Raw genomic sequence first — 24,199 nt, forward strand, 5'->3', positions numbered from 1 at the left:
TTACTGATGAAAAAAATCACGAGTGTGTGCCCGTACTGTGGCGCTGGTTGCAAACTGAAGCTGGTTGTCGACAACGGTAAAATTATCCGCGCCGAGGCCGCCGATGGGAAAACCAACCAGAATGAGCTGTGTCTGAAGGGCTATTACGGCTGGGACTTCCTCAACGATACCAAGCTGCTGACCCCCCGATTAACGCAGCCGATGATCCGCTATGAAAAAGGTGGCAAGTTCACTCCCGTGAGCTGGGATGAGGCGATTCGCTATACTGCGAAGCGTCTTGGCGATATCAAAGCCAAATTCGGGCCGCGCGCCATTATGACCACCGGGTCATCGCGCGGCACCGGCAATGAAACCAACTACGTGATGCAGAAATTCGCCCGCGGCGTGCTGCACACCAATAACGTCGACTGCTGCGCGCGCGTCTGTCACGGTCCATCGGTGGCCGGGCTTCAGGACGTGCTGGGCAACGGCGCGATGAGCAACAGCATCGGCGATATCGAAAACTCCCGCTGCCTGCTTGTCTTTGGCTACAACTGCGCGGACTCGCACCCGATCGTGGCGCGCCGTGTGATTAAAGCGAAAGACAAAGGGGCCAAAATTATCGTCTGCGATCCGCGCCGTATTGAAACCGCGCGCATCGCCGACCAGCATCTGCAAATGCGCAACGGCAGCAATATGGCGCTGGTGAACGCCTTCGCCCACGTGCTGCTGGAAGAAGATCTCTACGACCACGAATACGTTTCGCGCTACACCACCGGGCTTGATGAACTGCGCGAAATCGTCAAAGACTACGCGCCGGAAGCGGTGGAATCCCTGACCGGCATTCCGGCCATGCAGGTTCGTCAGGCGATGCGCACCTACGCGGCTGCGCCGTCGGCGACCATTATGTGGGGCATGGGCGTGACCCAGTTCGGCCAGGCGGTCGATGTGGTGAAAGGGCTGGCAAGCCTGGCGCTGCTGACCGGTAACCTTGGGCGCGAAGCCGTTGGCGTCGGTCCGGTGCGTGGGCAGAACAACGTGCAGGGCGCATGCGACATGGGCGTGCTGCCCAACCAGTTCCCGGGCTATCAGGACGTGGTCGATGCCGCCGTACGCGAGAAGTTCGCCAACGCCTGGGGCATTGACGCCAGCCTGATGGACGACAAAGTTGGGGTGCGTATTACCGAAGTGCCGCATCTGGCCCTTGAAGGGAAAGTGAAAGCCTACTACATCATGGGCGAAGACCCGCTGCAAACCGAGGCGGATTTAGGCCTGGTGCGCAAAGGGTTTGAAGCGCTCGACTTTGTGGTGGTGCAGGACATCTTTATGACCAAGACCGCCGAGCAGGCGGACGTGCTGCTGCCTGCCACCTCATGGGGCGAACACGGCGGCGTCTTCACCTGCGCCGACCGCGGCTTCCAGCGCTTCGAAAAAGCCATCGAACCTACCTATAACGTGAAGCGCGACTGGGAAATTATCAGCCTGCTGGCAAACGAAATGGGTTACCCGATGCACTACGACGATAACCAGCAAATCTGGGACGAAATGCGCGAGCTGTGCCCGCTGTTCTATGGCGTAACCTACGAAAAAATGGGCGAGATGGGACACGTGCAGTGGCCATGCCCGACGCTCGAACATCCGGGGACGCCGTATCTGTACGAAGGCAATCAGTTCGCCACGCCTGACGGTAAAGGCCACCTGTTCGCGGCTCCATGGCGTGCGCCAGCCGAAACGCCGGACGCCGACTTCCCGCTGGTGCTCTGCACCGTACGCGAGGTCGGGCACTACTCCTGCCGTTCGATGACCGGCAACTGCGCGGCGCTGCAATCGCTCGCCGATGAGCCAGGCTTTGTGCAGATGAACCCGCAGGATGCCAACCTGCTTGGCGTGCATGATAAGCAGCTGGTGTGGGTCTCCTCGCGTCGCGGCAAGGTGATTAGCCGCGCCTGCGTGAGCGAACGCATCAACCACGGCAGCGTTTATATGACCTACCAATGGTGGATTGGCGCCTGCAACGAACTGACCCAGGACAACCTCGACCCTATCTCGAAAACGCCGGAAACCAAGTACTGCGCGGTGAAAATCGAGGCGATTGAGGATCAGAACTGGGCCGAAATCTACGCGCAGGACAGCTATCAGTCGATGAAAACGCGCCTGAACGCGGCGCTCAACGGGTAATCAGATGAACGCAAACGGCGTGCAGATCCGCATCTGCGGAAAAGTACAGGGGGTGGGCTTCCGCCCCTTCGTCTGGCAACTGGCACAGCAGCGCGGCTGCCTTGGCGATGTCTGTAACGACAGCGCAGGCGTACTGCTGCGCCTGTACGGTGACGAAGCGGACTTTATTGCCGCGCTGTATCAGTACTGCCCGCCGCTTGCGCGCATTGATAGTACCCACGTCGAGCCGTTTGAGTGGCCGACGCTGCCGACCGATTTTACTATTCGCCAGAGCGGCGCCGGGGCGATGAGCACCCAGATTGTCCCGGATGCGGCAACCTGCCCGGCCTGCCTGGCGGAAATGAACGACCCGCAGGAGCGGCGCTACCGTTATCCGTTCATCAACTGCACCCACTGTGGGCCGCGCTTTACCATTATTCACGCCATGCCCTATGACCGTCCGCTGACGGTGATGGCGGCGTTTCCGCTCTGCACGTCGTGCGAGGCGGAGTACCGCAACCCTTACGACCGTCGTTTCCACGCTCAGCCGGTGGCCTGTGCGGAATGCGGGCCGTGGCTGATGTGGCAAAGCCACGATCAACGCGCGGAAAAAGAGGCAGCGCTTGCCGCCGCTATCGCCATGATTGAAGCCGGTGGCATCGTGGCGGTGAAGGGCATTGGTGGCTTCCACCTGGCCTGCGATGCGGGAAATTCTGCGGCGGTGGCGACGCTTCGTGCGCGCAAACATCGCCCGGCAAAACCGCTGGCGGTGATGGTGGCGAACGCCGACGCGCTGTCGATTGATGCGCGCTCGCTGCTGAAAGCCCCCGCCGCACCGATTGTGCTGGTGGATAAACATCTGGTCTCTGGGCTCAGCCCGGAGATCGCGCCGGATCTCGCGGAAGTCGGCGTAATGCTGCCTGCCAACCCGCTCCAGCATCTGCTGATGCAGGCGCTGGCGCGCCCGCTAGTGATGACCTCCGGCAACCTGAGCGGTAAACCCCCGGCGTTGACCAACGGTGATGCGCTGACCGATCTGGCCGATATCGCTGACGGCTTCCTGCTGCACAACCGCGATATCGTGCAGCGCATGGACGATTCAGTGGTGCGCCAGAGCGGCGAAATGCTGCGCCGTTCGCGCGGCTACGTGCCGGATGCGCTAACCCTGCCACCGGGCTTTCGCGATGTGCCGCCGATGCTCTGTCTCGGCGCGGATATGAAAAATACCTTCTGCCTGGTGCGCGGCGACCGGGCGGTACTCAGCCAGCACTTTGGCGACCTGACCGATGACGGCGTGGAAACCCAGTGGCGTCAGGCGCTGGCGCTGATGCAGTCTATTTATGACTTTACACCACAGGCGGTAGTCGTGGATTACCACGCAGCTTATCGTTCGTCGCAGTGGGCTGCGGAACTGGCGCTGCCGCTGCATCAGGTGCTGCATCATCATGCCCACATTGCCGCCTGCCTTGCCGAACATGACTGGCCGCTTGACGGCGGTGACGTGATTGCGATGGCGCTCGACGGTATTGGCATGGGTGAGCACGGCGCGCTGTGGGGCGGCGAGTGTCTGCGCGTGAGCTACCGCGGGTGCGAACATCTTGGCGGCCTGCCCGCCGTGGCGCTGCCGGGCGGTGACCTGGCGGCGCGTCAGCCGTGGCGCAACCTGCTGGCGCACTGCCTGGCGTTCGTGCCCGGCTGGGAAGCGTTTGAGCAAACGCAGACCGTGCAGCAGCAGAACTGGCCGCTGCTGGCGCAGGCGATTCAGCGCGGGCTCAACAGCCCGGTGGCGTCCTCCTGTGGTCGCCTGTTTGACGCGGTGGCCTGTGCGGTGGGCTGCGCGCCGCTGGCGCTGAGCTATGAAGGCGAGGCGGCCTGTCGGCTGGAAGCGCTGGCGGCAGGCTGTGCGAGCGTGAGCCATCCCGTGACGATGCCGGTTGTTGATAATCAACTGGATCTCGCCACCTTCTGGCCGACGTGGCTTGGCTGGCAGGCGACCCCGGCGCAAAAAGCGTGGGCGTTTCACGACGCCCTGGCGCAGGGCATTGCCGTTTTAATGCGTCAGCACGCAGAGCGTTTGTCGCTTGCCACCCTGGCTTTCGGCGGCGGCGTGCTGCACAACGCGCTGCTGCGCAGCCGTCTTACGCACTATTTACACGATTTCACTTTGCTCTTTCCGAAGCGTTTACCCGCGGGGGATGGGGCAATTTCATACGGGCAGTCTGTGATTGCTGCAGCTCGCCATCTGGTTTAAGGAGTTACTCATGTTGTGGAATGTTCTTCGTCAACAGCCGCGCGCAACGTTGCTGGTTCTGGTTCTCGTGTTGGCGAATTTACTGGCCTGGGGTTGGGCATGGCAGTCATTTGGTCATAACGGCGCGTTGATGGCCGCCAGTCTGCTGGCGTGGGGCTACGGCCTGCGTCACGCGGTGGATGCCGACCACATTGCGGCGATTGATAACGTCACCCGTAAAATGATGCAGCAGGGCAAGCGCCCGTTCGGCGTCGGTGCCTGGTTCTCACTCGGTCACTCCTCCATCGTGGTGCTGGCGTCGGTAGCGATTGCCGCTACGGCGACCGCGTTCCAGCACAAGATGAGCTGGTTCCACGACACCGGCAGCATCATTGGCACCACCGTGTCAGCGGTGTTCCTGCTGGCGATGGCGCTGGTCAACCTGATTATTCTGCGCGGCGTATGGCGCAGTTTCCAGGCGCTGAAAAAGGGTGAGTCAGTCTCAGCCGAGCTGCCGGTGACTGGCGGCATGATGAGCGCGCTGTTTAGCCGTACTTTCCGTCTGATCGGCAAGAGCTGGCATATGTACCTGGTGGGCTTCTTGTTCGGCCTTGGTTTTGATACCGCCACTGAAATTGGCGTGCTGGGCATTTCTGCCGCCAGCGCATCCAGCGGGATGTCGATGTGGTCGATTATGGTCTTCCCGGCGCTGTTCGCGAGCGGTATGGCGCTGGTCGATACGCTGGATAATATTCTGATGGTGGGCGCGTACGGTTGGGCCTTCAATAAGCCGCAGCGTAAGCTTTACTACAACATGACCATTACCGGTGCCTCCGTGGTGGTGGCGCTGTTTATCGGTGGGCTGGAAGCGCTGGGGCTGATTATCGATAAGTTCGACCTGACCGGCGGCATCTGGAGCGGTGTGTCGATGCTGAGCGACAACCTCGGCAACGCGGGCTTTGTGGTGATTGGCCTGTTCGCGCTGTGCTGGCTGGTGTCGATGGTGAACTACCGCTGGCGTAACTATGACGCGCTGGTGGTGCGGTAGGCCTGATAAGCGTAGCGCCATCAGGCGGAATGGAGCAGGTTGCCGGATGGCGGCGTTGCCTTATCCGGCCTACATACAGCCTGTAGCCCGGCCAAGCGCAGCGCCGCCGGGGAAGCTCCGGGCGCAAAAACAAAAAAAGCCCCGGGGCAGCGGGGCTAAAATCAGACATGAGCGCTTCCTTGCGCTTGAGGTTAAGTCATACAGTGAACAGCGCGTTGACGTCTTAACTCGCGAGCGATTTCAGCAAACCAAAGGCCTCTTTCATTCGTTCCTCGCTGACCACGAACGCCCGCAGCTGCTGGCCTTCGTCGTAGCCTTGCGCCAGCATACCGTCGGCGCGGGTTTCAATCTTCCAGTTCAAATCTTGACGGCGGGTTTCACCGGCCAGATGCAGCGGCAGATCCGGGGTTTTCACCTTCACCAGCATGTTTGGCAATTTCAGCTCGCCGGACTGGCCGAGAATGTTTTTCGCCAGGCACATCGCGCTCATCAAAATCGGCTGCAGGAACGGTAGCACGGTGCCGTTGATCTCCGCACAGTCGCCCAGCGCATAGATATCCGGGTGGCTGGTGCGCAGGGTGCTGTCGACCTTCACGCCGTGGTTAATCTCGAGACCCGCCATGCGCGCCAGCGCGGTTTCCGGGCGCAGGCCGGTGGCGGCCACGACCGCATCAACCTCGACGTGGCGGTCGCGGTCAAAGGTGGCGCGAATGCCGGTGGCGGTCTGCTCCAGCGACTGCAGCTGAGATTTCAGCAGCAGATGAATGCCCATATCGGTCAGACGATGCTGCAGACGGCTGCTCACTTCCGGCGGCATCAGCGAGGCCAATACGCTGGCGGAGTTATCCACCACGGTGACCGCTTTACCGGCGCGGCTAAAGTCCATCGCCAGTTCGCTGCCAATCAAACCGCCGCCGATAATCAGCACGCGTCGGGCATCGCGCAGCGTACTCTGCGCGGCACCGAACTCCTGCTGGCTGTTGAGGGTCAGCATCAGCGCTTTGCCCGGTACTGGCGGCACGATGGTTGACGCGCCCGTTGCCAGCACCAGCTTGTCGTACTGCCACTCATGGTTCTGGCTTTTCACCACATGCGCGTTGGCGTCGATGCCGGTTACCCAGGTCTGCGGGAACAGGTTCAGGTTGTACTGCTCGGCGAACTCGCCTGCGGTTTGCAGGGTGAGGTCGGCGGCGGTTTGCCCCCGGCTCACCACGTGGCTTAAGTCCGGTTTGTTGTACTCGTCGATACTGTCGGCGGCGATGAGCGTCAGTTTGACGCCCGCGTCGAGCTTACGAATATTCTTCACCAGCTGACGGGCGGCGAAGCCCGAGCCGATGATCACGATGCCATGATTCATTTTGCCTCCGTCGCCATCACGTCAAAGACATCTTTCCCTAATGAACATTCCGGGCACAGGAAGTTATCCGGGACTTCGCTCCACGGCGTACCTGGCTGAACGTCCTGATTAGGCTCACCTTTCGCCGGGTCGTAAACCCACTGGCACACGCTGCACTGCATGCTTGGGCCGAGGTCGGCGGCGGCAGCAGCGGCACAGGCACAGGCGTCTTTCGCGGCGTCTGGTTTTGCCGTGGCTTCTGGCAGCGGAGCCAGCGCCCACTGACGGGCAATTTCACGGCCGTGCTGACGGCAGATTTCCAGCGCGTCGATATCCGGGCGCCATTTCGCCTTCAGGCTCAGGGACATTTCAAAGCCCGCATCCTGCAAACGGGTAGACAGACGGTCAACTGCGCCGCCGCTCCAGCCGTGAGAACCAAAGGCGCTGGCGCGTTTGTTACGGAAGCGCAGGCCAGTCATCTCTTCCACCAGGCCGGCAATTTTCGGCATCATCACGTTGTTCATGGTTGAAGTCCCCACCAGCACGCCTTTAGAACGGAAGACGTTGGTCAGAATTTCGTTTTTATCGCTGCGGGCGACGTTGAAGATTTTCACCGCCACGTTCGGGTCAACTTCGTTGATCCCCTGGGCAATCGCATCCGCCATCATGCGGGTGTTGTTGGACATGGTGTCGTAGAAGATGGTGATACGGTCTTCCTGATAGTCCGCTGCCCATTTCAGGTACAGCTCAACAATCTGAGTTGGGTTTTCACGCCATACCACACCGTGGGAGGTGGCAATCATATCAACCGGCAGGTTGAAGCCGAGGATTTCGGTGATTTTCGGCGTCACCAGACGGCTGAACGGGGTCAGGATGTTGGCGTAGTAGCGTTGGCACTGTTCGAACAGTTCGGTCTGGTCAACTTCGTCGTTGAACAGGCGTTCGTCACAGTAGTGCTGGCCGAAGGCATCGTTACTGAACAGCACCGCATCACCGGTCATGTAGGTCATCATGCTGTCGGGCCAGTGCAGCATCGGGGTTTCAACGAAGATCAGCTGTTTGCCGTTACCGATGTCCAGGCTGTCGCCGGTTTTCACCACGTGGAAGTTCCACTCTGGGTGATGGTGGTGACCGTTGATGGAGTCAATGGCGTTAGCGGTGCAGTAGATTGGGGTGTCCGGGATCTGCGACATCAGCTCGGTCAGCGCACCGGCGTGGTCTTCTTCGGCGTGGTTAATGATGATGTAGTCGATGTCGGCGAGGTCGATTTCGCCGCGCAGGTTCTGCACGAATTCACGGCTGAATTTATGGTCGACGGTATCAATCAGGACGTTTTTCTCTTCACGGATAAGGTAGCTGTTGTAGCTGCTGCCGCGCAGCGTTTTGTATTCGGTACCGTGGAAATCACGCACTTCCCAATCACGTTGACCAACCCAATGAATGTTATTTTTAACCAGAATAGACATAGCAACCTCAATTAATTCAGCGTTTTTTCAAAAAAGATGTATTGCTAATTGCAGGTTGCGTGCCAACTTTTTAATTTATTGATTTTATTGAATTAATTAATTTATACCTCTTTATCGTTAGTCAAAATGACTATGCTTGATATTGTCAATATGACATCATGTATTGTCAAAATGACTGTAAGGGGTACGCCATGAGCTTTTCCGTTGATGTGCTGGCGGGCATTGCTATCGAACTTCAGCGCGGCGTCGGCCATCAGGACCGATTCCAGCGTCTGATTACCACGCTGCGCCAGGTGCTGGAGTGCGATGCCTCGGCGCTGCTGCGCTACGACGCCCGGCAGTTTATTCCGCTGGCGATTGATGGGTTGGCGAAAGATGTGCTCGGCAGGCGATTTACCCTCGAAGGGCACCCGCGCCTGGAGGCGATTGCCCGCGCGGGCGACGTGGTGCGTTTTCCGGCGGATAGCGATTTGCCCGACCCGTACGATGGTCTGATCCCCGGTCAGGAGAGCCTGAAGGTCCACGCCTGTATCGGGTTGCCGCTATTCGCCGGGCAGAATCTGATTGGCGCGCTGACCCTCGACGGTATGTCGCCGGATCAGTTCGATGTGTTCAGCGACGAAGAGCTACGGCTGATTGCCGCGCTGGCAGCCGGAGCGCTCAACAACGCCCTGCTGATTGAGCAGCTTGAAAGCCAGAATATGCTGCCGGGCGCACCGACCGACTTTGAGCAGGTGAAAGAGACGCAGATGATTGGCCTGTCGCCGGGCATGATGCAGCTCAAAAAAGAGATAGAGATTGTCGCCGCCTCTGACCTGAATGTGCTGATAAGCGGTGAAACCGGCACCGGGAAAGAGCTGGTGGCAAAAGCGATTCATGAGGGCTCGCCGCGCGCGGTCAGCCCGCTGGTTTATCTGAACTGCGCCGCGTTGCCGGAGAGCGTCGCCGAGAGTGAGCTTTTTGGTCACGTCAAAGGGGCGTTTACCGGGGCTATCAGCAACCGCAGCGGCAAGTTTGAAATGGCCGACAACGGCACGCTGTTCTTAGATGAAATTGGCGAGCTGTCGCTGGCGCTACAGGCCAAGCTGCTGCGCGTATTGCAGTATGGCGATATTCAGCGCGTCGGCGATGACCGCAGCCTACGCGTCGATGTGCGCGTGCTGGCTGCTACCAACCGCGATCTGCGCGAAGAGGTGGTTGCCGGTAATTTCCGCGCCGACCTGTTCCATCGCCTGAGCGTGTTCCCGCTTTTCGTGCCGCCGCTGCGCGAGCGGGGTGACGACGTGGTGCTGCTGGCGGGTTACTTCTGCGAGCAGTGTCGGCTGCGGCTTGGATTGTCGCGAGTGGTATTAAGCAGCGGCGCGCGGGCGCATCTGCAAAGCTACGGCTGGCCGGGTAACGTGCGCGAGCTTGAGCACGCGGTACACCGTGCGGTGGTGCTGGCGCGGGCAACCACGCGCAGCAACGGCGAGGTGGTGCTGGAGGCGCAGCACTTTGCGTTCCAGGAAAGTACACCGACGGCGGCGGTTGCTGAAGTTGCGTCCCCGTTGGCAACGGTTAATAACCTGCGCGACGCCACCGAGCATTTTCAGCGGCAGATGATTCGCCAGGCACTGGAGACGCATCAACATAACTGGGCGGCAAGCGCCCGGGCGCTGGAGACAGACGTCGCCAACCTGCACCGGCTGGCGAAGCGTCTGGGGCTGAAGGATTAAAGGATCCCGGCCTGGTAGAAGTTTTGCAGGTTAATCGCGCCGACCAATCGGTGGTTGTCATCCACCACCGGGGCGGCGCTGATTTTCTGCTTCATCAGCTGTTCTTTGGCGTCGATCGCCCGCGCCTGGTCGTGCAGGGTCACGCCGCCTTTGGTCATTGCATCGTTAACACAATCGGCCAGCGAACCGCCGCTCACCAGCCAACGGCGCAGGTCGCCGTCAGTGAAGACACCCTGAACCTGTGATTGTTCGTTACAGACCGCGACCATCCCCATGCCGGTACGGCTGAGTTCGAGCATGGCGTCCATTACGCTGGCGTGAACGGTAACCTGCGGGACATCATCCTCGTGACGCATCAGGTGGTGAACGCGGTTGAGCAGGCGAGCGCCCAGCGCACCGGCCGGGTGGGAGCGGGCAAAATCTTCTTCGTTAAAGCCGCGCGCCTGCATCACGGCAATCGCCAGCGCGTCGCCCATCATCAACGTGTTGACGGTGCTGGAGGTTGGCGCCAGGTGCATCGGACAGGCTTCACGTTCAACGGCAATATCGAGCACGGCATCGGCCGCCTGCGCCAGCGCGGAGTTGGCTTTGCCGGTCATCGCCAGCAGCACCACGGATTTCTCTTTCAGACGCGGAATGATGTAGTCGAGCTCTTTGGCGCTGCCGGAGTAGGAGATAAACAGCATGACATCGCGGCTTTCTACCATCCCCAGATCGCCGTGCAGCGCTTCCGCTGGATGAACAAAGAATGCAGGGGTGCCGGTGCTGGCGAAGGTGGCGGCGAGTTTTTTGCCGATATGGCCGGATTTACCCATCCCGGAAACAATCAGTTTGCCTTTACAGTTCAGGATGGCGTTGGCTGCCTGAACAAAGGTCTCGTCAAGACGGTCGGGTAGACGGCTGGCTTCCTGCAGTTCCAGTAACAGGGCCTTGCGCCCGGCTTCTAACAAAAAATCACTCATTGCTCTCTCCGGTTATGATTACTTCAATCCCTTTATCTTCCAGCGCCTGACGAAACGCCGGGTCGATTCCCGCGTCGGTAATCAGCTTATCGACGCTTTCCAGACTGCACACCACGTTAGGGCTTTTGCGTCCGAATTTTGACGAGTCCGCCATCAGAATCACTTCGCGTGCGGCGTTGCACATCGCTTTACTGACGGTATAGACCTCGTTAAAGGTGGTCACGCCGGCGTTCAGATCGATGCCGTCAGTGCCCATAAAGAGTTTATCAAAGCTGAAATGCTCAAAGGCATTTTCCGCTAATTGCCCGTGGAACGAGGCTGATTTTTTGCGGAAGGTGCCACCCGGCATCAGGATAGTCTGCTCATTGTCCAGTTCCGACAGCGCGTTAACGATATGCAGGCTGTTGGTCATGACGGTGATGTTGCGAAAGCGGGCGAGCATGGGGACCATCTGTAGCACGGTACTGCCTGCGTCCAGAATGATGGAGTCACCGTCGTGAATTAAGGTGATAGCCGCCTGTGCGATACGCTCTTTTTGGTGGGTATTGATGAGCGTTTTGTGATCGATAGGCGGATCGGTCTCATCCTTGTTTAACACCACGCCGCCGTAAGTTCGAATCACGGTTCCTGCATTTTCCAGAATGACCAGATCCTTGCGAATGGTGGTACCCGTGGTGTCAAAGTACTGGGCCAACTCTTCAACCGAGCATTTACCCTGTTTTTGCAGGTGCTCAAGAATAGCGGCCTGACGCTGACGAGGTTTCATAGGCGTGATTACCCTGACATAAATTTGCGAAATGATAATTTCGCAAGCTATTAGCATTCACAACGAAATTACCCATGTTTCAGTTTAAGCGCCAATGATAGTGCATTCTGCGAGAGGGGATCATGGGGAAAGATCACATCGGGCTGTAATTCATCACGATGTTTTCCTTTTACCCCGTCAATTTCACCCGGTTTAGCGAACACGGTCACTCCTTTCATAAACAGCGTATCGACGACGTAAAGATGTTCATCCAGCGCGACAGCGACCACGACGCGCGGCTTAAAGCGCCCGCCGGAGCGCCCGACGCCAACTCGACCCAGCTGGCAGAGTTTGTCGAACGCCCGGTTGAAACGGTGGATTTGCCAGCCACCCAGCGCAAGCTGAGCGCACCAGGCGATAACGGCGACGGTGATCAGGGCTGAAACCATGTTGTGCTCCTGGGTTGCCGGATGGCGGCTTCGCCTTATCCGGCCTACATAGAACCTGTAGGCCCGGTAAGCGTAGCGCCACCGGGCAAAACGTTTAGAACATCACCTGGCCGCCGGTGACGTTGATTGACTGGCCGGTACAATAGGAGGCTTTCTGGCTGGCATAGAACAGCAGCATGTTCAGCACGTCCTGATAATCGCAGCCGCGTTTGAGCGGCACTTTATCAATGTAGTATTGCTCCACCTCGCCCGGCGCAATGCCAAGCTTGGTGGCATACTGCGGCAGCAATGACTGAAACATGGGTGATTTCAGCAGGTTGCCCAGCATCAGCGAGTGTACGGTGATGCCGTACTCGGCCAGATCTAATGCCAGCGACTGCGTTAAGCCTACGCCGCCAAACTTTGCAGCGCTGTAGCCGGAGTTGTGTTTGCTGCCCACCTTGCCGGATTTTGAGTTGATCTGAATGATCCGCCCGGCAACGCCGTCGCGGATCATCAGCCGCGAGAATTCACGGGCGCAGAGGAAGTAGCCCACCAGGTTGACCTGGAGTGAGCGGTCGAAATCACCGAGCTGGAAATCGCTGATAAACGCCGCTTTGGCGATGCCCGCGCTGTAGACCAGAAGATCCGCGCGGCCAAAAATTTCATCGACCCCACGTGACAGCGCCAGCACGCTTTGTTCGCTGGTGGCATCGGCGCCAAAGCCACAGGCCATCCCCTCGCCAAATTCGGCGTTAATCTCTTGCGCCACGCTGGCGGCTTTATCGCTTTGAATATCGACTACGGCGATGCGGTATCCTTCTGCGGCGAGGCCGCGGCAGAGGAATGCCCCCAGGGTCTGCCCTCCACCAATAACAACGGCAACCTGCTTCATTATTTTCTCCTTAAATATTAATCAATAAACTGCAAAATGGTGCCCGGTGCGATACCGTCCGGCGTTGGCCCAGCGAGGTGTACCGTGCCGGGAAACTTTGCTTCGTTTTGCCCATCGAAGCACAGGGTGATATGCCCCAGTTCACGTAAGTTCTGTTCGGCCACGCTGCCTACTGCGGTGACCCGATAGCGCTGCTCGCCTATCTCAACGTGCATGCCGCTCTGGAGAGGGCCGTTTAAACTGCCGGGGCGGTGGATGTAGCAAAACTCTTCAATATCCACTGGCGCACCTTCCCGGAAGGTGATCAGCATTTGGTCGTCCAAGGCTTCTGCGGCGCTCTGACCGATGCGGGTAATGGTGGTCTGATAAATCACGGTCATTACAGATTCCCTATTGATAGATAAAGCCGGAAACAAACCAGGCAATCAGCACGGTTGGGGCTCCGGTCAGAAAACGGCTCACCAGCACGGAAGGCACGCCCACGCGTACGGTGTTCTGTCTCGCCTCAGCGAGGGATAACCCCACGGGAATAAAGTCGCAGGCGGCCTGCGCGTTAATCGCAAACAGGGCAGGTAACGCCAGATGCGGCGGGATATTGCCAAGCCCAATTTGCACGCCTATCAGGACGCCAATCACCTGAGCGATAACGGCCCCTGGCCCGAGGAAGGGGGATAGCAGGGGGAAAGAGCAGATTAGCGCCAGCGTAACCAGCCCCAGCGGGTGGCTGGCAAGCGGTGCCAGACCGTGGGCTATCCAGTCACCGAGACCTGATGCCATGATGATGCCGATAAGCGCCGAGACGAATGCCATAAAGGGAAGAATGGTTTTGAGTACCGTATCGATGGTGTCGCGACCCGCCTGAAACAGTACCGCTACCGCCGAACCCATACCCATGCCGACTTTGGCGAGCAGACCATCGCTCTGTTCGGTGATCTTTTTCGTGGCATCGTAGTCACGGGCCGCTGGTTTTGCTGATGGGGCTGTGTTGACAGCTTCGCTGGCTTCACCGACAAGGCGGATGTTCTCTTCTCTGACGCCGGAGACATAAATGTCCTCCAGGATAAACTGCGCCAACGGGCCGGATTTGCCGGTGGCATGGATATTAATGGTCGGAATACGGCGCTTCGGATAGATACCGCAGCGCAGCGTGCCGCCGCAGTCGATAATCGCGACCCCAATTTCCTGTTCAGGCGGTTCACCCTCTTTAAAGCCATCGACGGCCTGCCAGCCGGTGAGCTCGGCGAGTTTGTCGACGATTGCCGGGCGGGTTCCGGCCGTGATGTAGACGATTTTCTTACCGGGTACGGCGTCCAGCTCAAGCGGGCCACCCCAGCCGCCGGTTCCTTTTTCAATGTGAATGCGCGTCATGATGCAGCTCCCGACAGTTGAACTTTCTGTTCCAGTTGAATGCCCATTTTTTTCTCAAAGACGGCGGTGGTGAAATCCGTAATCCAGCCGCGGAAGAAGTTAGTGACCAGACCCAGCAGCAGGTAGCTCACCGCCAGCGGCCCAAGCGGCAGCCCTAACGTCGTCAGGCCATTGGCGATGCCCAGATAGACAAACAGTTCACCTGGGTTGATGTGGGGGAACAGCCCGTTCATGGAGTGGCAGCTATAGGAGGCGGCAGCGTAGTAGCTGGGCTTGTATTTCTCCGGCATAAAGCGCCCCAGACTCAGAGTCATTGGGTTACAAAACACAAATGTGCCAATGCAGGGCAGTAGCAGGTAGCGAGAGATTGGATTGCCCGCGCAGCGTTGAGCAAACCGCTCAATGCGGTGCTGACCGATGAAGTTAATGAGCGCATTCATGATGACCAGCAGGCTAATCAGTAGCGGAAGAATGCCTGTCACCATGCCGGTGAAGACCTCTCCGCCTTTCTGAAACAGCCCGATGAACCATTCAGCGCCCAGGGTAATGGTGTTGACCATAGTTATCTCCTGTAGGGATTTATCGTTTTATTACCAAAAGGTGGGAGATTTTAATCAGATCGAAAGGTTTTAAAGTGTTATTTTGATCGCAAAATGAAAGATAAATATTTTATTGTGAAAGTTATTGCGAGCGTGGCCGCAGGAAAAAGAGAAAACGAAGTGTGGAAATGAGAAATTCTGCGAGCGAGCGCGACAACCGCTTCCTTGCAGCGTGGCGGATGCTTTACCATATTTAACTCTTGCTGATATTGTTAAACGGATGTCCCATGTTGAAGCGTCGTGTTCTGGCTTTACTCCCCCTGTGTGTCCTGCTCGCTGCCTGTAGCAGCAAACCTAAAACGGCTGAATCTCCGGCAACCACGTCCGGCGGTTTTCTCCTTGAACCTCAGCACAATGCGCTGATGCCAACCGGTGATTTTGCCAATAACCCGGCGGCGGAGCAGTTCATCGACAAGATGGTGAGTAAGCACGGCTTTGACCGACAGCAGCTGCATGAAATTCTCTCCCAGGCCAAGCGTCTGGACTACGTGCTGCGCCTGATGGACAGGCAGGCGCCGACCGGCCTGCCGCCAACTGGCCCGAACGGAGCGTGGCTGCGCTATCGCAACCAGTTCATCACGCCGGATAACGTCCAGAACGGCGTGGTGTTCTGGAACCAGCATCAGGACGCACTGCAGCGCGCTTCACAGGTCTACGGCGTACCGCCGGAAATTATCGTCGGGATTATTGGCGTTGAGACCCGTTGGGGGCGCGTGATGGGTAAAACGCGTATCCTCGATGCGCTGGCAACGCTCTCGTTTAACTATCCACGTCGTGCTCAATACTTCTCAGGTGAGCTGGAAACCTTCCTGCTGATGGCGCGTGACGAACAGGACGACCCGCTGGATCTGAAAGGTTCATTTGCTGGCGCGATGGGCTATGGCCAGTTTATGCCGTCTTCCTACAGGCAGTATGCGGTTGATTTCAACGGTGATGGTCACATCAACCTGTGGGACCCGGAAGACGCTATCGGCAGCGTGGCGAACTACTTCAAACAGCACGGTTGGGTGAGCGGCGACGCGGTGGCGGTTCAGGCAATGGGGCAGGCTCCGGGACTGGAGAATGGGTTTAAAACTAAATACAGCGTTTCGCAGCTGGCGGCGGCAGGCTTAACGCCGATGCAGCCGCTGGGCAACCATCAGCAGGCAAGCCTGCTGCGACTGGATATTGGTACGGGCTACCAGTACTGGTACGGGCTGCCGAACTTCTACACCATCACCCGTTATAACCACAGCACCCACTATGCGATGGCGGTCTGGCAACTGGGCCTGGCGGTTGCTCAGGCGCGCGGTCAGTAATCCTTCCTTCTGGCTCCCCTCGGCTCTGAGGGGGGCTTGTTACATTTAGCATCATTTCCTGCCGTTTACATCTTAGCGTTAATCCAATATTGTTATGTTATAACATTTAATGGTGAGGCAAAGATGTTCACTCCTGTTTTTATGGCCAGCAGCATGACGCGGGTTTTGCTGGCCTGCGCGCTGTTGGCCGCGCTGTGGTTGATGGTCTGGTGGGCGGTATCGCTGCCATGATTGAACTGGACAACCTGGTGGCTGGCTATGAAGGCGTGGCCATTACGCCGTCGCTGAGCGGCGTGATTCAAAAAGGCAGCATGACGGCGATTGTCGGTCTGAACGGCTGTGGCAAATCGACTGTACTGAAAACGCTGGCGGGATTTATCCCGCCAGTGAGCGGCGTGATTCACTGGACGCCTTCGCGCCCGGTTATTGGCTGGCTGGCTCAGCGTCATGCGCTGGAGTCGCAGTTTCCGCTGACCGTGCTGGATGTTGTCAGTCAGGGCGCATGGCCAAAGGTCTCGCTTCTGCGCGGCCTGCGTAGCGATACGCGCCAGCGCATCCAGGCGTCGCTGGCGCGAGTCGGGCTGGCGAGCATGGCGAAAACCCCGATTGATGCGCTGTCCGGCGGCCAGTTTCAGCGGATGCTCTTTGCCCGCGTGCTGGTGCAGCGGGCACCGTTGGTGATGCTTGATGAGCCCTTTACCGGCATTGATGAAGCGACCAGCCATGACCTGATGGGCGTGATTCAGGAGATGCATCAGCAGGGGCAGACCGTGCTGGCAGTACTGCACGATAACCAGCGCGTGGCGGAGTATTTCCCGGAAACGCTGCTGCTGGCTCCACAGAATGCCTGCTGGGGACATACCCGCGACGTGCTTCCGGCGTTTAGCTCCGCGAGGCTCGCATGATCTGGCACACCTTCTTTCAACCCTTCATTGAATTTGGCTTTATGCGCCGGGCGCTGGTGGTATGCCTTGCCCTGTCGCTCAGCACCACGATCCTCGGTGTTTTTTTGCTGCTACGGCGAATGAGCCTGATGGGTGACGCGCTGTCGCACGCCATTCTTCCCGGCGTGGCGGTGGGCTATCTGGTGAACGGAATGTCGCTGCTGGCGATGACCGTCGGCGGCTTTATTGCCGGTATTACGGTGGCGCTGGTGGCCGGTTGGGTCAGCCGCCGCACGCCGCTAAAAGAGGATGCCAGCTTTGCTGGATTCTACTTAGGGTCGCTGGCGTTGGGGGTCACGCTGGTCTCGCTGCGCGGCTCCAACGTCGACCTGCTGCACCTGCTGTTCGGTTCGATTCTGGCGGTGGATAACGATGCCGCGCTGTTTGTGGCGGGTGTCGCCAGCCTGACGCTGCTCTGCATTGCGCTTTTCTACCGCGGGCTGGTGAGCGAAGCGTTTGACAGCAGCTGGCTACAGGTGAATGCGCGCTGGCTGCCGGTGTTGCTGCACGGGTTATTTCTGGCGTTGCTGGTGCTCAACCTGGTGGCTGGTTTTCAGGTGCTGGGCACGCTGATGGCGGTGGGGGTCATGATGCTGCCCGCCGTTGCGGCACGATGCTGGGCGAAAACCTTACCGTCAATTCTGCTGCTGGCAGCGCTGATAGGCGGCGTATGCGCCTGGATGGGGCTCAGCCTGTCGTGGGCGGCAAATCTGCCCGCGGGGCCATCGATTGTACTGACCGCCAGCGGCGTATTTTTGATTTCTGTGTTTTTTGGCAAGCGAAGCCGGCTGACCGTTAGCTGGCAAAAACGAAGAGGATAGGGGACATAATGAAACGTATTGGGGTGATTCTGGCGTTGGCGTTAGGGCTGACGGCGCAAGGTGCGATGGCAAAAACGCTGAACGTGGTCAGCAGTTTCTCCGTGCTGGGCGATATGGTGAAACAGGTGGGCGATGAACACGTCCATGTCGACACGCTGGTTGGCCCGGACGGCGACCCACACACCTTCGAGCCGTCGCCGCAGGATAGCGCGCTGCTCAGCAAAGCGGATGTGGTGGTGGTCAACGGACTGGGGCTGGAGGGCTGGATGGACCGCCTTATCAAGGCCTCCGGCTTTAAAGGCGAGCTGGTGGTCGCCTCTGCGGGGGTGAAAACGCATACGCTGGATGAAGACGGCAAAACGGTTACCGACCCGCACGCCTGGAACAGCGCGGCGAACGGCGCACTGTACGCGCAAAATATTCTGACCGGACTGGTCAAGGCTGACCCGGAAGACAGCGCAGCGATGAACGCCTCCGGTAAACGCTATATTGGCGAGCTTAACGACATTCACAGCTGGACTAAACAGCAGTTCAGCGCCATTCCACAGGCGAAGCGTAAAGTGTTGACCAGCCACGACGCTTTCGGCTATTTCTCGCGGGCTTATGGCGTCACTTTCCTGGCGCCGCAGGGGCTCTCTTCCGAGAGCGAGGCCAGCGCGGCGCAGGTGGCGGCGTTGATTAAGCAAATTAAGGCTGACGGCGTACACACCTGGTTTATGGAAAACCAGCTTGACCCGCGTCTGGTGAAACAGATTGCAGCGGCCACCGGTTCACAGCCGGGCGGTGAGCTGTACCCGGAGGCGTTGTCAAAACCGGGTGGCGTGGCAGACAGCTATGCCAAAATGCTGCGTCATAACGTCGAACTTATCGCTGCCAGCATGCGCTAAATCTGGCTTCTTTTCGCCCCGGTTCTTCCGGGGCGTTCAATTTCGGAATCCCCCTCGTAAAATCACTATCCCGTCCCCACATCTGTTCTGAAAGTGCTATCTTTGATGGCCTCTTTATCGAGCTTAAGCGGAGCGATGATGACAGATTCAGAATTAATGCAGCTTAGCGAGCAGGTCGGCCTGGCGCTGAAGGCGCGCGGGGCGACACTCACCACCGCAGAGTCCTGTACCGGCGGCTGGATAGCGAAAGCCATTACCGATATTGCCGGCAGTTCGGCCTGGTTTGAACGCAGTTTCGTGACCTACAGCAACGAGGCGAAATCGCAGATGATCGGCGTGCGTGAAGCGACGCTCGAACAGTATGGCGCGGTCAGCGAGCAGGTGGTTATCGAGATGGCGATTGGCGCACTGCGCGCGGCGCGCGCTGACTTTGCTATCTCGGTCAGCGGCATTGCCGGGCCAGACGGCGGCAGCGCTGACAAGCCGGTGGGTACGGTCTGGTTTGGTATTGCCACCGCCGCAGGACAGGGCATTACCCAGCGTGAATGCTTCGAGGGTGACCGTGAATCGGTACGTCGTCAGGCGACGGCCTATGCGCTTAATCTCCTCTGGCAACAATTTCTACAAAATACTTGATACTGTATGACCATACAGTATAATTGCCTCAACAGAACAGAATTCACTATCCGGTAACACCCGGTATGACAGGAGTAATAATGGCTATCGACGAAAACAAACAGAAAGCGTTGGCTGCAGCGCTGGGCCAGATCGAAAAGCAATTCGGTAAAGGCTCCATCATGCGTCTGGGTGAAGACCGTTCCATGGACGTGGAAACCATCTCCACCGGTTCGCTTTCACTGGATATCGCGCTGGGCGCAGGCGGCCTGCCAATGGGCCGTATCGTCGAAATCTACGGGCCAGAATCCTCCGGTAAAACTACCCTGACGCTCCAGGTTATCGCCGCCGCGCAGCGTGAAGGCAAAACCTGTGCGTTCATCGATGCTGAACACGCGCTGGACCCAGTCTATGCTCGCAAGCTGGGCGTTGATATCGACAACCTGCTGTGTTCTCAGCCGGACACCGGTGAACAGGCGCTGGAAATCTGTGACGCGCTGGCGCGTTCTGGTGCTGTCGACGTTATCGTTGTCGACTCCGTTGCGGCGCTGACGCCGAAAGCGGAAATCGAAGGCGAAATCGGTGACTCTCACATGGGCCTCGCGGCACGTATGATGAGCCAGGCGATGCGTAAGCTGGCGGGTAACCTGAAGCAGTCCAACACGCTGCTTATCTTCATCAACCAGATCCGTATGAAAATCGGCGTGATGTTCGGTAACCCAGAAACTACGACCGGTGGTAACGCGCTGAAGTTCTACGCTTCCGTACGTCTTGATATCCGTCGTATCGGCGCGGTGAAAGAGGGTGACAACGTTGTCGGCAGCGAAACCCGCGTGAAGGTTGTGAAGAACAAAATTGCAGCGCCGTTCAAACAGGCTGAATTCCAGATTCTTTACGGTGAAGGTATCAACTTCTTCGGCGAGCTGGTTGACCTCGGCGTGAAAGAAAAACTGATTGAGAAAGCGGGTGCCTGGTACAGCTACAACGGTGACAAAATTGGTCAGGGTAAAGCGAACGCTATCTCCTGGCTGAAAGAGAACCCGGCTGCGGCGAAAGAAATTGAGAAGAAGGTGCGCGAGCTGCTGCTCAACAACCAGGACTCTACGCCGGACTTCGCCGTTGATAACAACAGCGTTGAAGAAACCAACGAAGACTTCTAATCATGTAGCCCGGCCGAGTGAAACGACGCCGGGATTGTGCTCTGAGTTGCTCCGGGGTTGTCGTTATCACGCTTCTTCCAGGTTACTGAGTTGTGCACATTTGAAGGGCTGCCTATGCAGCCCTTTTTGCATTTATCACGACGGTAAAAAATCATGACCGAAAACTCATCGCGCCGTTCCGCCTATGCCCGCCTGCTGGATCGCGCCATTCGCATTCTGGCGATGCGCGACCACAGCGAACAGGAGCTGCGGCGCAAGCTTACCGCCCCGGTGATGGGGAAAAGTGGCCCAGAGCCCATCGATGCACCGCTGGAAGATGTCGAGAAAGTGGTGGCCTGGTGCTTTGAGAACCGCTATCTCGACGATAGCCGTTTCGTCCAGCAGTTTATGAATAGCCGCAGCCGCAAAGGATACGGCCCGGCGCGCATTCGTCAGGAACTGGGACAGAAGGGCATTGCGCGCGACGCCATCGAGCAGGCTATGCGCGAGTCCGATATCGATTGGGCTCTACTGGCGCGCGATCAGGCGGTGAGAAAATACGGTGAACCGCTGCCGACCACCTTTGCTGAAAAGGTCAAAATTCAGCGTTTTTTGCTCTACCGCGGCTACCTGATGGAAGATATCCAGGAAATATGGCGAAATTTTGCTGATTGACCGCACTGGGGATTTTACTTCCCTTTCAAGAAAACTTATCTTATTCCCACTTTTTCCGTCCGGGGGCGGATTGTTTTTTAGAGCAATCCGCGTCGGTGACGAATATTCCTTAATACACAAAATCATTCAAGCCGCATCAGAGCGGCGGGCAAGAATGGCCTCAGACTCGTACTTCAGTGCGTGATTGGGAGCGAAAAAAGCCGTTGCCTCGGGGGTTTGAAGGATGAAGTGTAGCTTGATGTCAGGATAATTATGAGCAAGAGCACCGCTGAGATCCGTCAGGCGTTTCTCGACTTTTTCCATAGTAAAGGCCATCAGGTAGTTGCCAGCAGCTCCCTGGTGCCGAATAACGACCCTACTTTGCTGTTTACCAATGCCGGGATGAACCAGTTCAAAGATGTGTTCCTCGGTCTCGACAAGCGTAATTATTCTCGCGCGACCACCGCGCAGCGTTGCGTGCGTGCGGGCGGTAAACACAATGATCTGGAAAACGTCGGTTACACCGCACGTCACCACACCTTCTTCGAAATGCTGGGTAACTTCAGCTTCGGCGACTACTTCAAGCACGACGCTATTCAATACGCGTGGGAACTGCTGACCGGTGAAAACTGGTTCGCCCTGCCGAAAGAGCGTCTGTGGGTCACCGTCTATGAAAGCGATGACGAAGCTTACGAAATCTGGGAAAAAGAAGTCGGTATCCCGCGTGAGCGCATCATCCGTATCGGCGACAACAAAGGCGCGCCGTACGCATCGGATAACTTCTGGCAGATGGGCGACACCGGTCCTTGCGGCCCGTGCACCGAGATCTTCTATGACCACGGCGACCACATCTGGGGTGGCCCTCCGGGTTCCGCAGAAGAAGACGGCGACCGTTACATTGAGATCTGGAACATCGTCTTCATGCAGTTCAACCGTCAGGCTGACGGCACCATGGAACCGCTGCCGAAGCCGTCCGTGGACACCGGTATGGGCCTGGAGCGTATCACCGCTGTCCTGCAGCACGTGAACTCCAACTATGACATCGACCTGTTCCGCAAGCTGATTGACGCGGTAGCGAAAGAGACCGGCGCAACCGATCTGAGCAACAAGTCTCTGCGCGTTATTGCCGACCACATTCGTTCCTGTGCGTTCTTGATTGCCGATGGCGTCATGCCGTCTAACGAAAGCCGCGGCTACGTGCTGCGTCGTATCATTCGTCGCGCAGTCCGTCACGGCAACATGCTGGGTGCGAAAGACACCTTCTTCTACAAGCTGGTTGGCCCGCTGGTAGAAGTGATGGGTGCCGCAGGCGAAGAGCTGAAACGTCAGCAGGCGCAGGTTGAGCAGGTACTGAAAACCGAAGAAGAGCAGTTTGCTCGTACGCTGGAGCGCGGTCTGGCGCTGCTCGACGAAGAGCTGGCAAAACTGACTGGCGACACGCTGAACGGCGAAACCGCATTCCGTCTGTACGATACCTACGGCTTCCCGGTTGACCTGACCGCGGACGTTTGCCGTGAGCGCAATATCAAGGTTGATGAAGCAGGCTTTGAAGCCGCAATGGAAGAGCAGCGCCGTCGTGCGCGTGAGTCCAGCGGTTTTGGCGCCGACTACAACGCCATGATCCGCGTTGATGGTACTTCAGAATTTAAAGGCTATGACCACCTGGAACTGAACGGCAAAGTCACTGCGCTGTTCGTTGACGGCAAAGCGGTAGAGTCTATCGCTGCCGGTCAGGAAGCGGTTGTGGTACTGGACCAGACGCCATTCTATGCAGAATCCGGCGGCCAGGTTGGCGATAAGGGTGAACTGAAAGGCGCGGGCTTCAGCTTTGCGGTCAGCGACACTCAGAAATACGGCCAGGCCATTGGCCACCTCGGCAAGCTGGCGACCGGCGCGCTGAAAGTGGGCGACGGTGTGCAGGCTGACGTTGATGTGGCACGCCGTGCACGCATCCGTCTGAACCACTCTGCTACGCACCTGATGCACGCGGCGCTGCGCCAGGTTCTGGGCACCCACGTTGCGCAGAAAGGCTCGTTGGTAAACGACAAGGTACTGCGTTTCGACTTCTCTCATTTCGAAGCCATGAAGCCGGAAGAGATTCGCGCGGTTGAAGATCTGGTCAACGCCCAGATTCGTCGTAACCTGCCAATCGAAACCAACATCATGGATCTCGAAGCGGCGAAAGCGAAGGGCGCAATGGCGCTGTTCGGTGAGAAATATGACGACCACGTTCGCGTATTGAGCATGGGCGACTTCTCTACCGAGCTGTGCGGTGGTACCCACGCTTCTCGTACCGGCGATATCGGTCTGTTCCGCATCGTGTCTGAGTCTGGCACTGCGGCAGGCGTTCGTCGTATCGAAGCCGTAACCGGTGAAGGCGCGATTGCTACGCTGCACGCTGAAAGCGATCGCCTGAGCGATATCGCGCAGTTGCTGAAGGGCGACAGCCATAACGTAACCGAAAAAGTGCGTACTGTTATTGAACGTACGCGTCAGCTGGAAAAAGAGCTGCAGCAGCTTAAAGAGCAGGCGGCAGCACAGGAAAGCGCAAACCTTTCCAGCAAAGCTGAGACTATTAACGGCGTTAACCTGCTGGTGAGCGAGCTCGCTGGCGTTGAGCCGAAGATGCTGCGTACTATGGTCGACGATCTGAAGAACCAACTGGGTTCTGCGGTTATCGTACTGGCGACGGTTGCAGAAGGTAAGGTTTCTCTGATTGCAGGCGTGTCTAAGGATGTGACCGACCGTGTGAAAGCAGGGGAGCTGGTTGGCATGGTCGCTCAGCAGGTGGGCGGCAAAGGGGGTGGACGTCCGGACATGGCACAAGCCGGTGGTACCGACGCGTCTGCGCTCCCTGCAGCACTGTCCAGTGTGAAAGGCTGGGTAAGCGCTAAGCTGTAATAACAATAAACG

The 24,199-nt window shown here is 58.0% G+C and carries 21 protein-coding genes; 12 read left to right on the plus strand and 9 right to left on the minus strand.

The features are described from left to right. Positions 1–6 precede the first annotated feature (6 nt). Genes fdhF through ACH1XZ_RS15240 form a run of 3 tightly spaced genes read left to right on the plus strand, consistent with a single transcriptional unit; the run spans position 7 to position 5,414 of the window. Positions 7–2,157 (plus strand): formate dehydrogenase subunit alpha, encoded by a 2,151-nt coding sequence (fdhF, locus tag ACH1XZ_RS15230; RefSeq protein ID WP_395596226.1) that lies wholly within the window; start codon positions 7–9, stop codon positions 2,155–2,157. A gap of 4 nt (positions 2,158–2,161) precedes the next feature. Then, positions 2,162–4,387 (plus strand): carbamoyltransferase HypF, encoded by a 2,226-nt coding sequence (hypF, locus tag ACH1XZ_RS15235; protein WP_395596227.1) that lies wholly within the window; start codon positions 2,162–2,164, stop codon positions 4,385–4,387. Between the two features lie 10 nt (positions 4,388–4,397). Next, positions 4,398–5,414, plus strand: coding sequence for a HoxN/HupN/NixA family nickel/cobalt transporter (locus ACH1XZ_RS15240; RefSeq protein WP_395596228.1), 1,017 nt, complete (start codon positions 4,398–4,400; stop codon positions 5,412–5,414). A gap of 223 nt (positions 5,415–5,637) precedes the next feature. On the opposite strand, the gene norW is transcribed toward ACH1XZ_RS15240, so the two are convergent. Continuing rightward, entirely contained in the window at positions 5,638–6,771 is a 1,134-nt protein-coding gene (gene norW, locus ACH1XZ_RS15245; RefSeq protein WP_395596229.1) for an NADH:flavorubredoxin reductase NorW, read from the minus strand. After that, on the minus strand, positions 6,768–8,216 hold the full coding sequence (gene norV / locus ACH1XZ_RS15250; RefSeq protein ID WP_395596230.1) for an anaerobic nitric oxide reductase flavorubredoxin: 1,449 nt from the start codon (positions 8,214–8,216) through the stop codon (positions 6,768–6,770). Before norV ends, norW begins: the two co-directional genes overlap by 4 nt. A gap of 191 nt (positions 8,217–8,407) precedes the next feature. Between norV and norR the strand changes: the two genes are divergently transcribed. Beyond that, positions 8,408–9,931: a nitric oxide reductase transcriptional regulator NorR gene (norR, locus tag ACH1XZ_RS15255; protein ID WP_395596231.1), complete on the plus strand. Its 1,524-nt coding sequence runs from the start codon at positions 8,408–8,410 to the stop codon at positions 9,929–9,931. Here the strand turns inward: norR and gutQ are convergent. The 7 genes from gutQ to srlA all read right to left on the minus strand — a co-directional run bounded on the left by gutQ (position 9,928) and on the right by srlA (position 14,889). Further along, positions 9,928–10,893: an arabinose-5-phosphate isomerase GutQ gene (gutQ, locus tag ACH1XZ_RS15260; RefSeq protein ID WP_395596232.1), complete on the minus strand. Its 966-nt coding sequence runs from the start codon at positions 10,891–10,893 to the stop codon at positions 9,928–9,930. The genes norR and gutQ overlap by 4 nt on opposite strands. After that, positions 10,886–11,659 carry a glucitol operon DNA-binding transcriptional repressor SrlR gene (srlR, locus tag ACH1XZ_RS15265; RefSeq protein ID WP_395596233.1) on the minus strand — a complete coding sequence of 258 codons (774 nt, stop codon included), beginning with the start codon at positions 11,657–11,659 and terminating at the stop codon, positions 10,886–10,888. The genes gutQ and srlR overlap by 8 nt, the downstream gene beginning before the upstream one ends. Positions 11,660–11,727: 68 nt before the next feature. Continuing rightward, positions 11,728–12,087: a transcriptional regulator GutM gene (gutM, locus tag ACH1XZ_RS15270; protein WP_395596234.1), complete on the minus strand. Its 360-nt coding sequence runs from the start codon at positions 12,085–12,087 to the stop codon at positions 11,728–11,730. 94 nt (positions 12,088–12,181) lie between these two features. Further along, positions 12,182–12,961 (minus strand): sorbitol-6-phosphate dehydrogenase, encoded by a 780-nt coding sequence (gene srlD, locus ACH1XZ_RS15275; RefSeq protein ID WP_395596235.1) that lies wholly within the window; start codon positions 12,959–12,961, stop codon positions 12,182–12,184. Positions 12,962–12,978: 17 nt separating this feature from the next. Further along, positions 12,979–13,341 (minus strand): PTS glucitol/sorbitol transporter subunit IIA, encoded by a 363-nt coding sequence (srlB, locus tag ACH1XZ_RS15280; RefSeq protein ID WP_395596236.1) that lies wholly within the window; start codon positions 13,339–13,341, stop codon positions 12,979–12,981. A 10-nt stretch (positions 13,342–13,351) separates the two neighbouring features. After that, positions 13,352–14,329 (minus strand): PTS glucitol/sorbitol transporter subunit IIB, encoded by a 978-nt coding sequence (gene srlE / locus ACH1XZ_RS15285; RefSeq protein WP_395596237.1) that lies wholly within the window; start codon positions 14,327–14,329, stop codon positions 13,352–13,354. After that, positions 14,326–14,889: a PTS glucitol/sorbitol transporter subunit IIC gene (gene srlA, locus ACH1XZ_RS15290; RefSeq protein ID WP_395596238.1), complete on the minus strand. Its 564-nt coding sequence runs from the start codon at positions 14,887–14,889 to the stop codon at positions 14,326–14,328. Before srlA ends, srlE begins: the two co-directional genes overlap by 4 nt. A 266-nt stretch (positions 14,890–15,155) precedes the next feature. Between srlA and mltB the strand changes: the two genes are divergently transcribed. The 8 genes from mltB to alaS all read left to right on the plus strand — a co-directional run bounded on the left by mltB (position 15,156) and on the right by alaS (position 24,187). Next, entirely contained in the window at positions 15,156–16,226 is a 1,071-nt protein-coding gene (gene mltB, locus ACH1XZ_RS15295) for a lytic murein transglycosylase B (RefSeq protein WP_395596239.1), read from the plus strand. A gap of 194 nt (positions 16,227–16,420) precedes the next feature. Then, a complete protein-coding gene (locus tag ACH1XZ_RS15300; RefSeq protein ID WP_395596240.1) occupies positions 16,421–17,131 on the plus strand; it encodes a metal ABC transporter ATP-binding protein in 711 nt (236 codons plus the stop codon). Then, positions 17,128–17,991 carry a metal ABC transporter permease gene (locus tag ACH1XZ_RS15305; RefSeq protein WP_395596241.1) on the plus strand — a complete coding sequence of 288 codons (864 nt, stop codon included), beginning with the start codon at positions 17,128–17,130 and terminating at the stop codon, positions 17,989–17,991. Before ACH1XZ_RS15300 ends, ACH1XZ_RS15305 begins: the two co-directional genes overlap by 4 nt. 8 nt (positions 17,992–17,999) lie before the next feature. Continuing rightward, positions 18,000–18,878: a metal ABC transporter substrate-binding protein gene (locus tag ACH1XZ_RS15310; RefSeq protein WP_395596242.1), complete on the plus strand. Its 879-nt coding sequence runs from the start codon at positions 18,000–18,002 to the stop codon at positions 18,876–18,878. 138 nt (positions 18,879–19,016) lie between these two features. Then, positions 19,017–19,514, plus strand: a complete 498-nt coding sequence (gene pncC, locus ACH1XZ_RS15315) for a nicotinamide-nucleotide amidase (protein WP_395596243.1) — start codon at positions 19,017–19,019, stop codon at positions 19,512–19,514. Positions 19,515–19,594: 80 nt separating this feature from the next. Next, positions 19,595–20,653: a recombinase RecA gene (recA, locus tag ACH1XZ_RS15320; protein WP_035892538.1), complete on the plus strand. Its 1,059-nt coding sequence runs from the start codon at positions 19,595–19,597 to the stop codon at positions 20,651–20,653. A gap of 153 nt (positions 20,654–20,806) precedes the next feature. Continuing rightward, positions 20,807–21,307: a recombination regulator RecX gene (gene recX, locus ACH1XZ_RS15325; protein ID WP_395596244.1), complete on the plus strand. Its 501-nt coding sequence runs from the start codon at positions 20,807–20,809 to the stop codon at positions 21,305–21,307. Between the two features lie 252 nt (positions 21,308–21,559). After that, positions 21,560–24,187, plus strand: coding sequence for an alanine--tRNA ligase (gene alaS, locus ACH1XZ_RS15330; RefSeq protein WP_395596245.1), 2,628 nt, complete (start codon positions 21,560–21,562; stop codon positions 24,185–24,187). The last annotated feature ends 12 nt before the right edge of the window (positions 24,188–24,199 follow it).

It is taken from the genome of Kluyvera chengduensis, assembly GCF_044197065.1.
Taxonomy (GTDB): domain Bacteria; phylum Pseudomonadota; class Gammaproteobacteria; order Enterobacterales; family Enterobacteriaceae; genus Kluyvera; species Kluyvera ascorbata_C.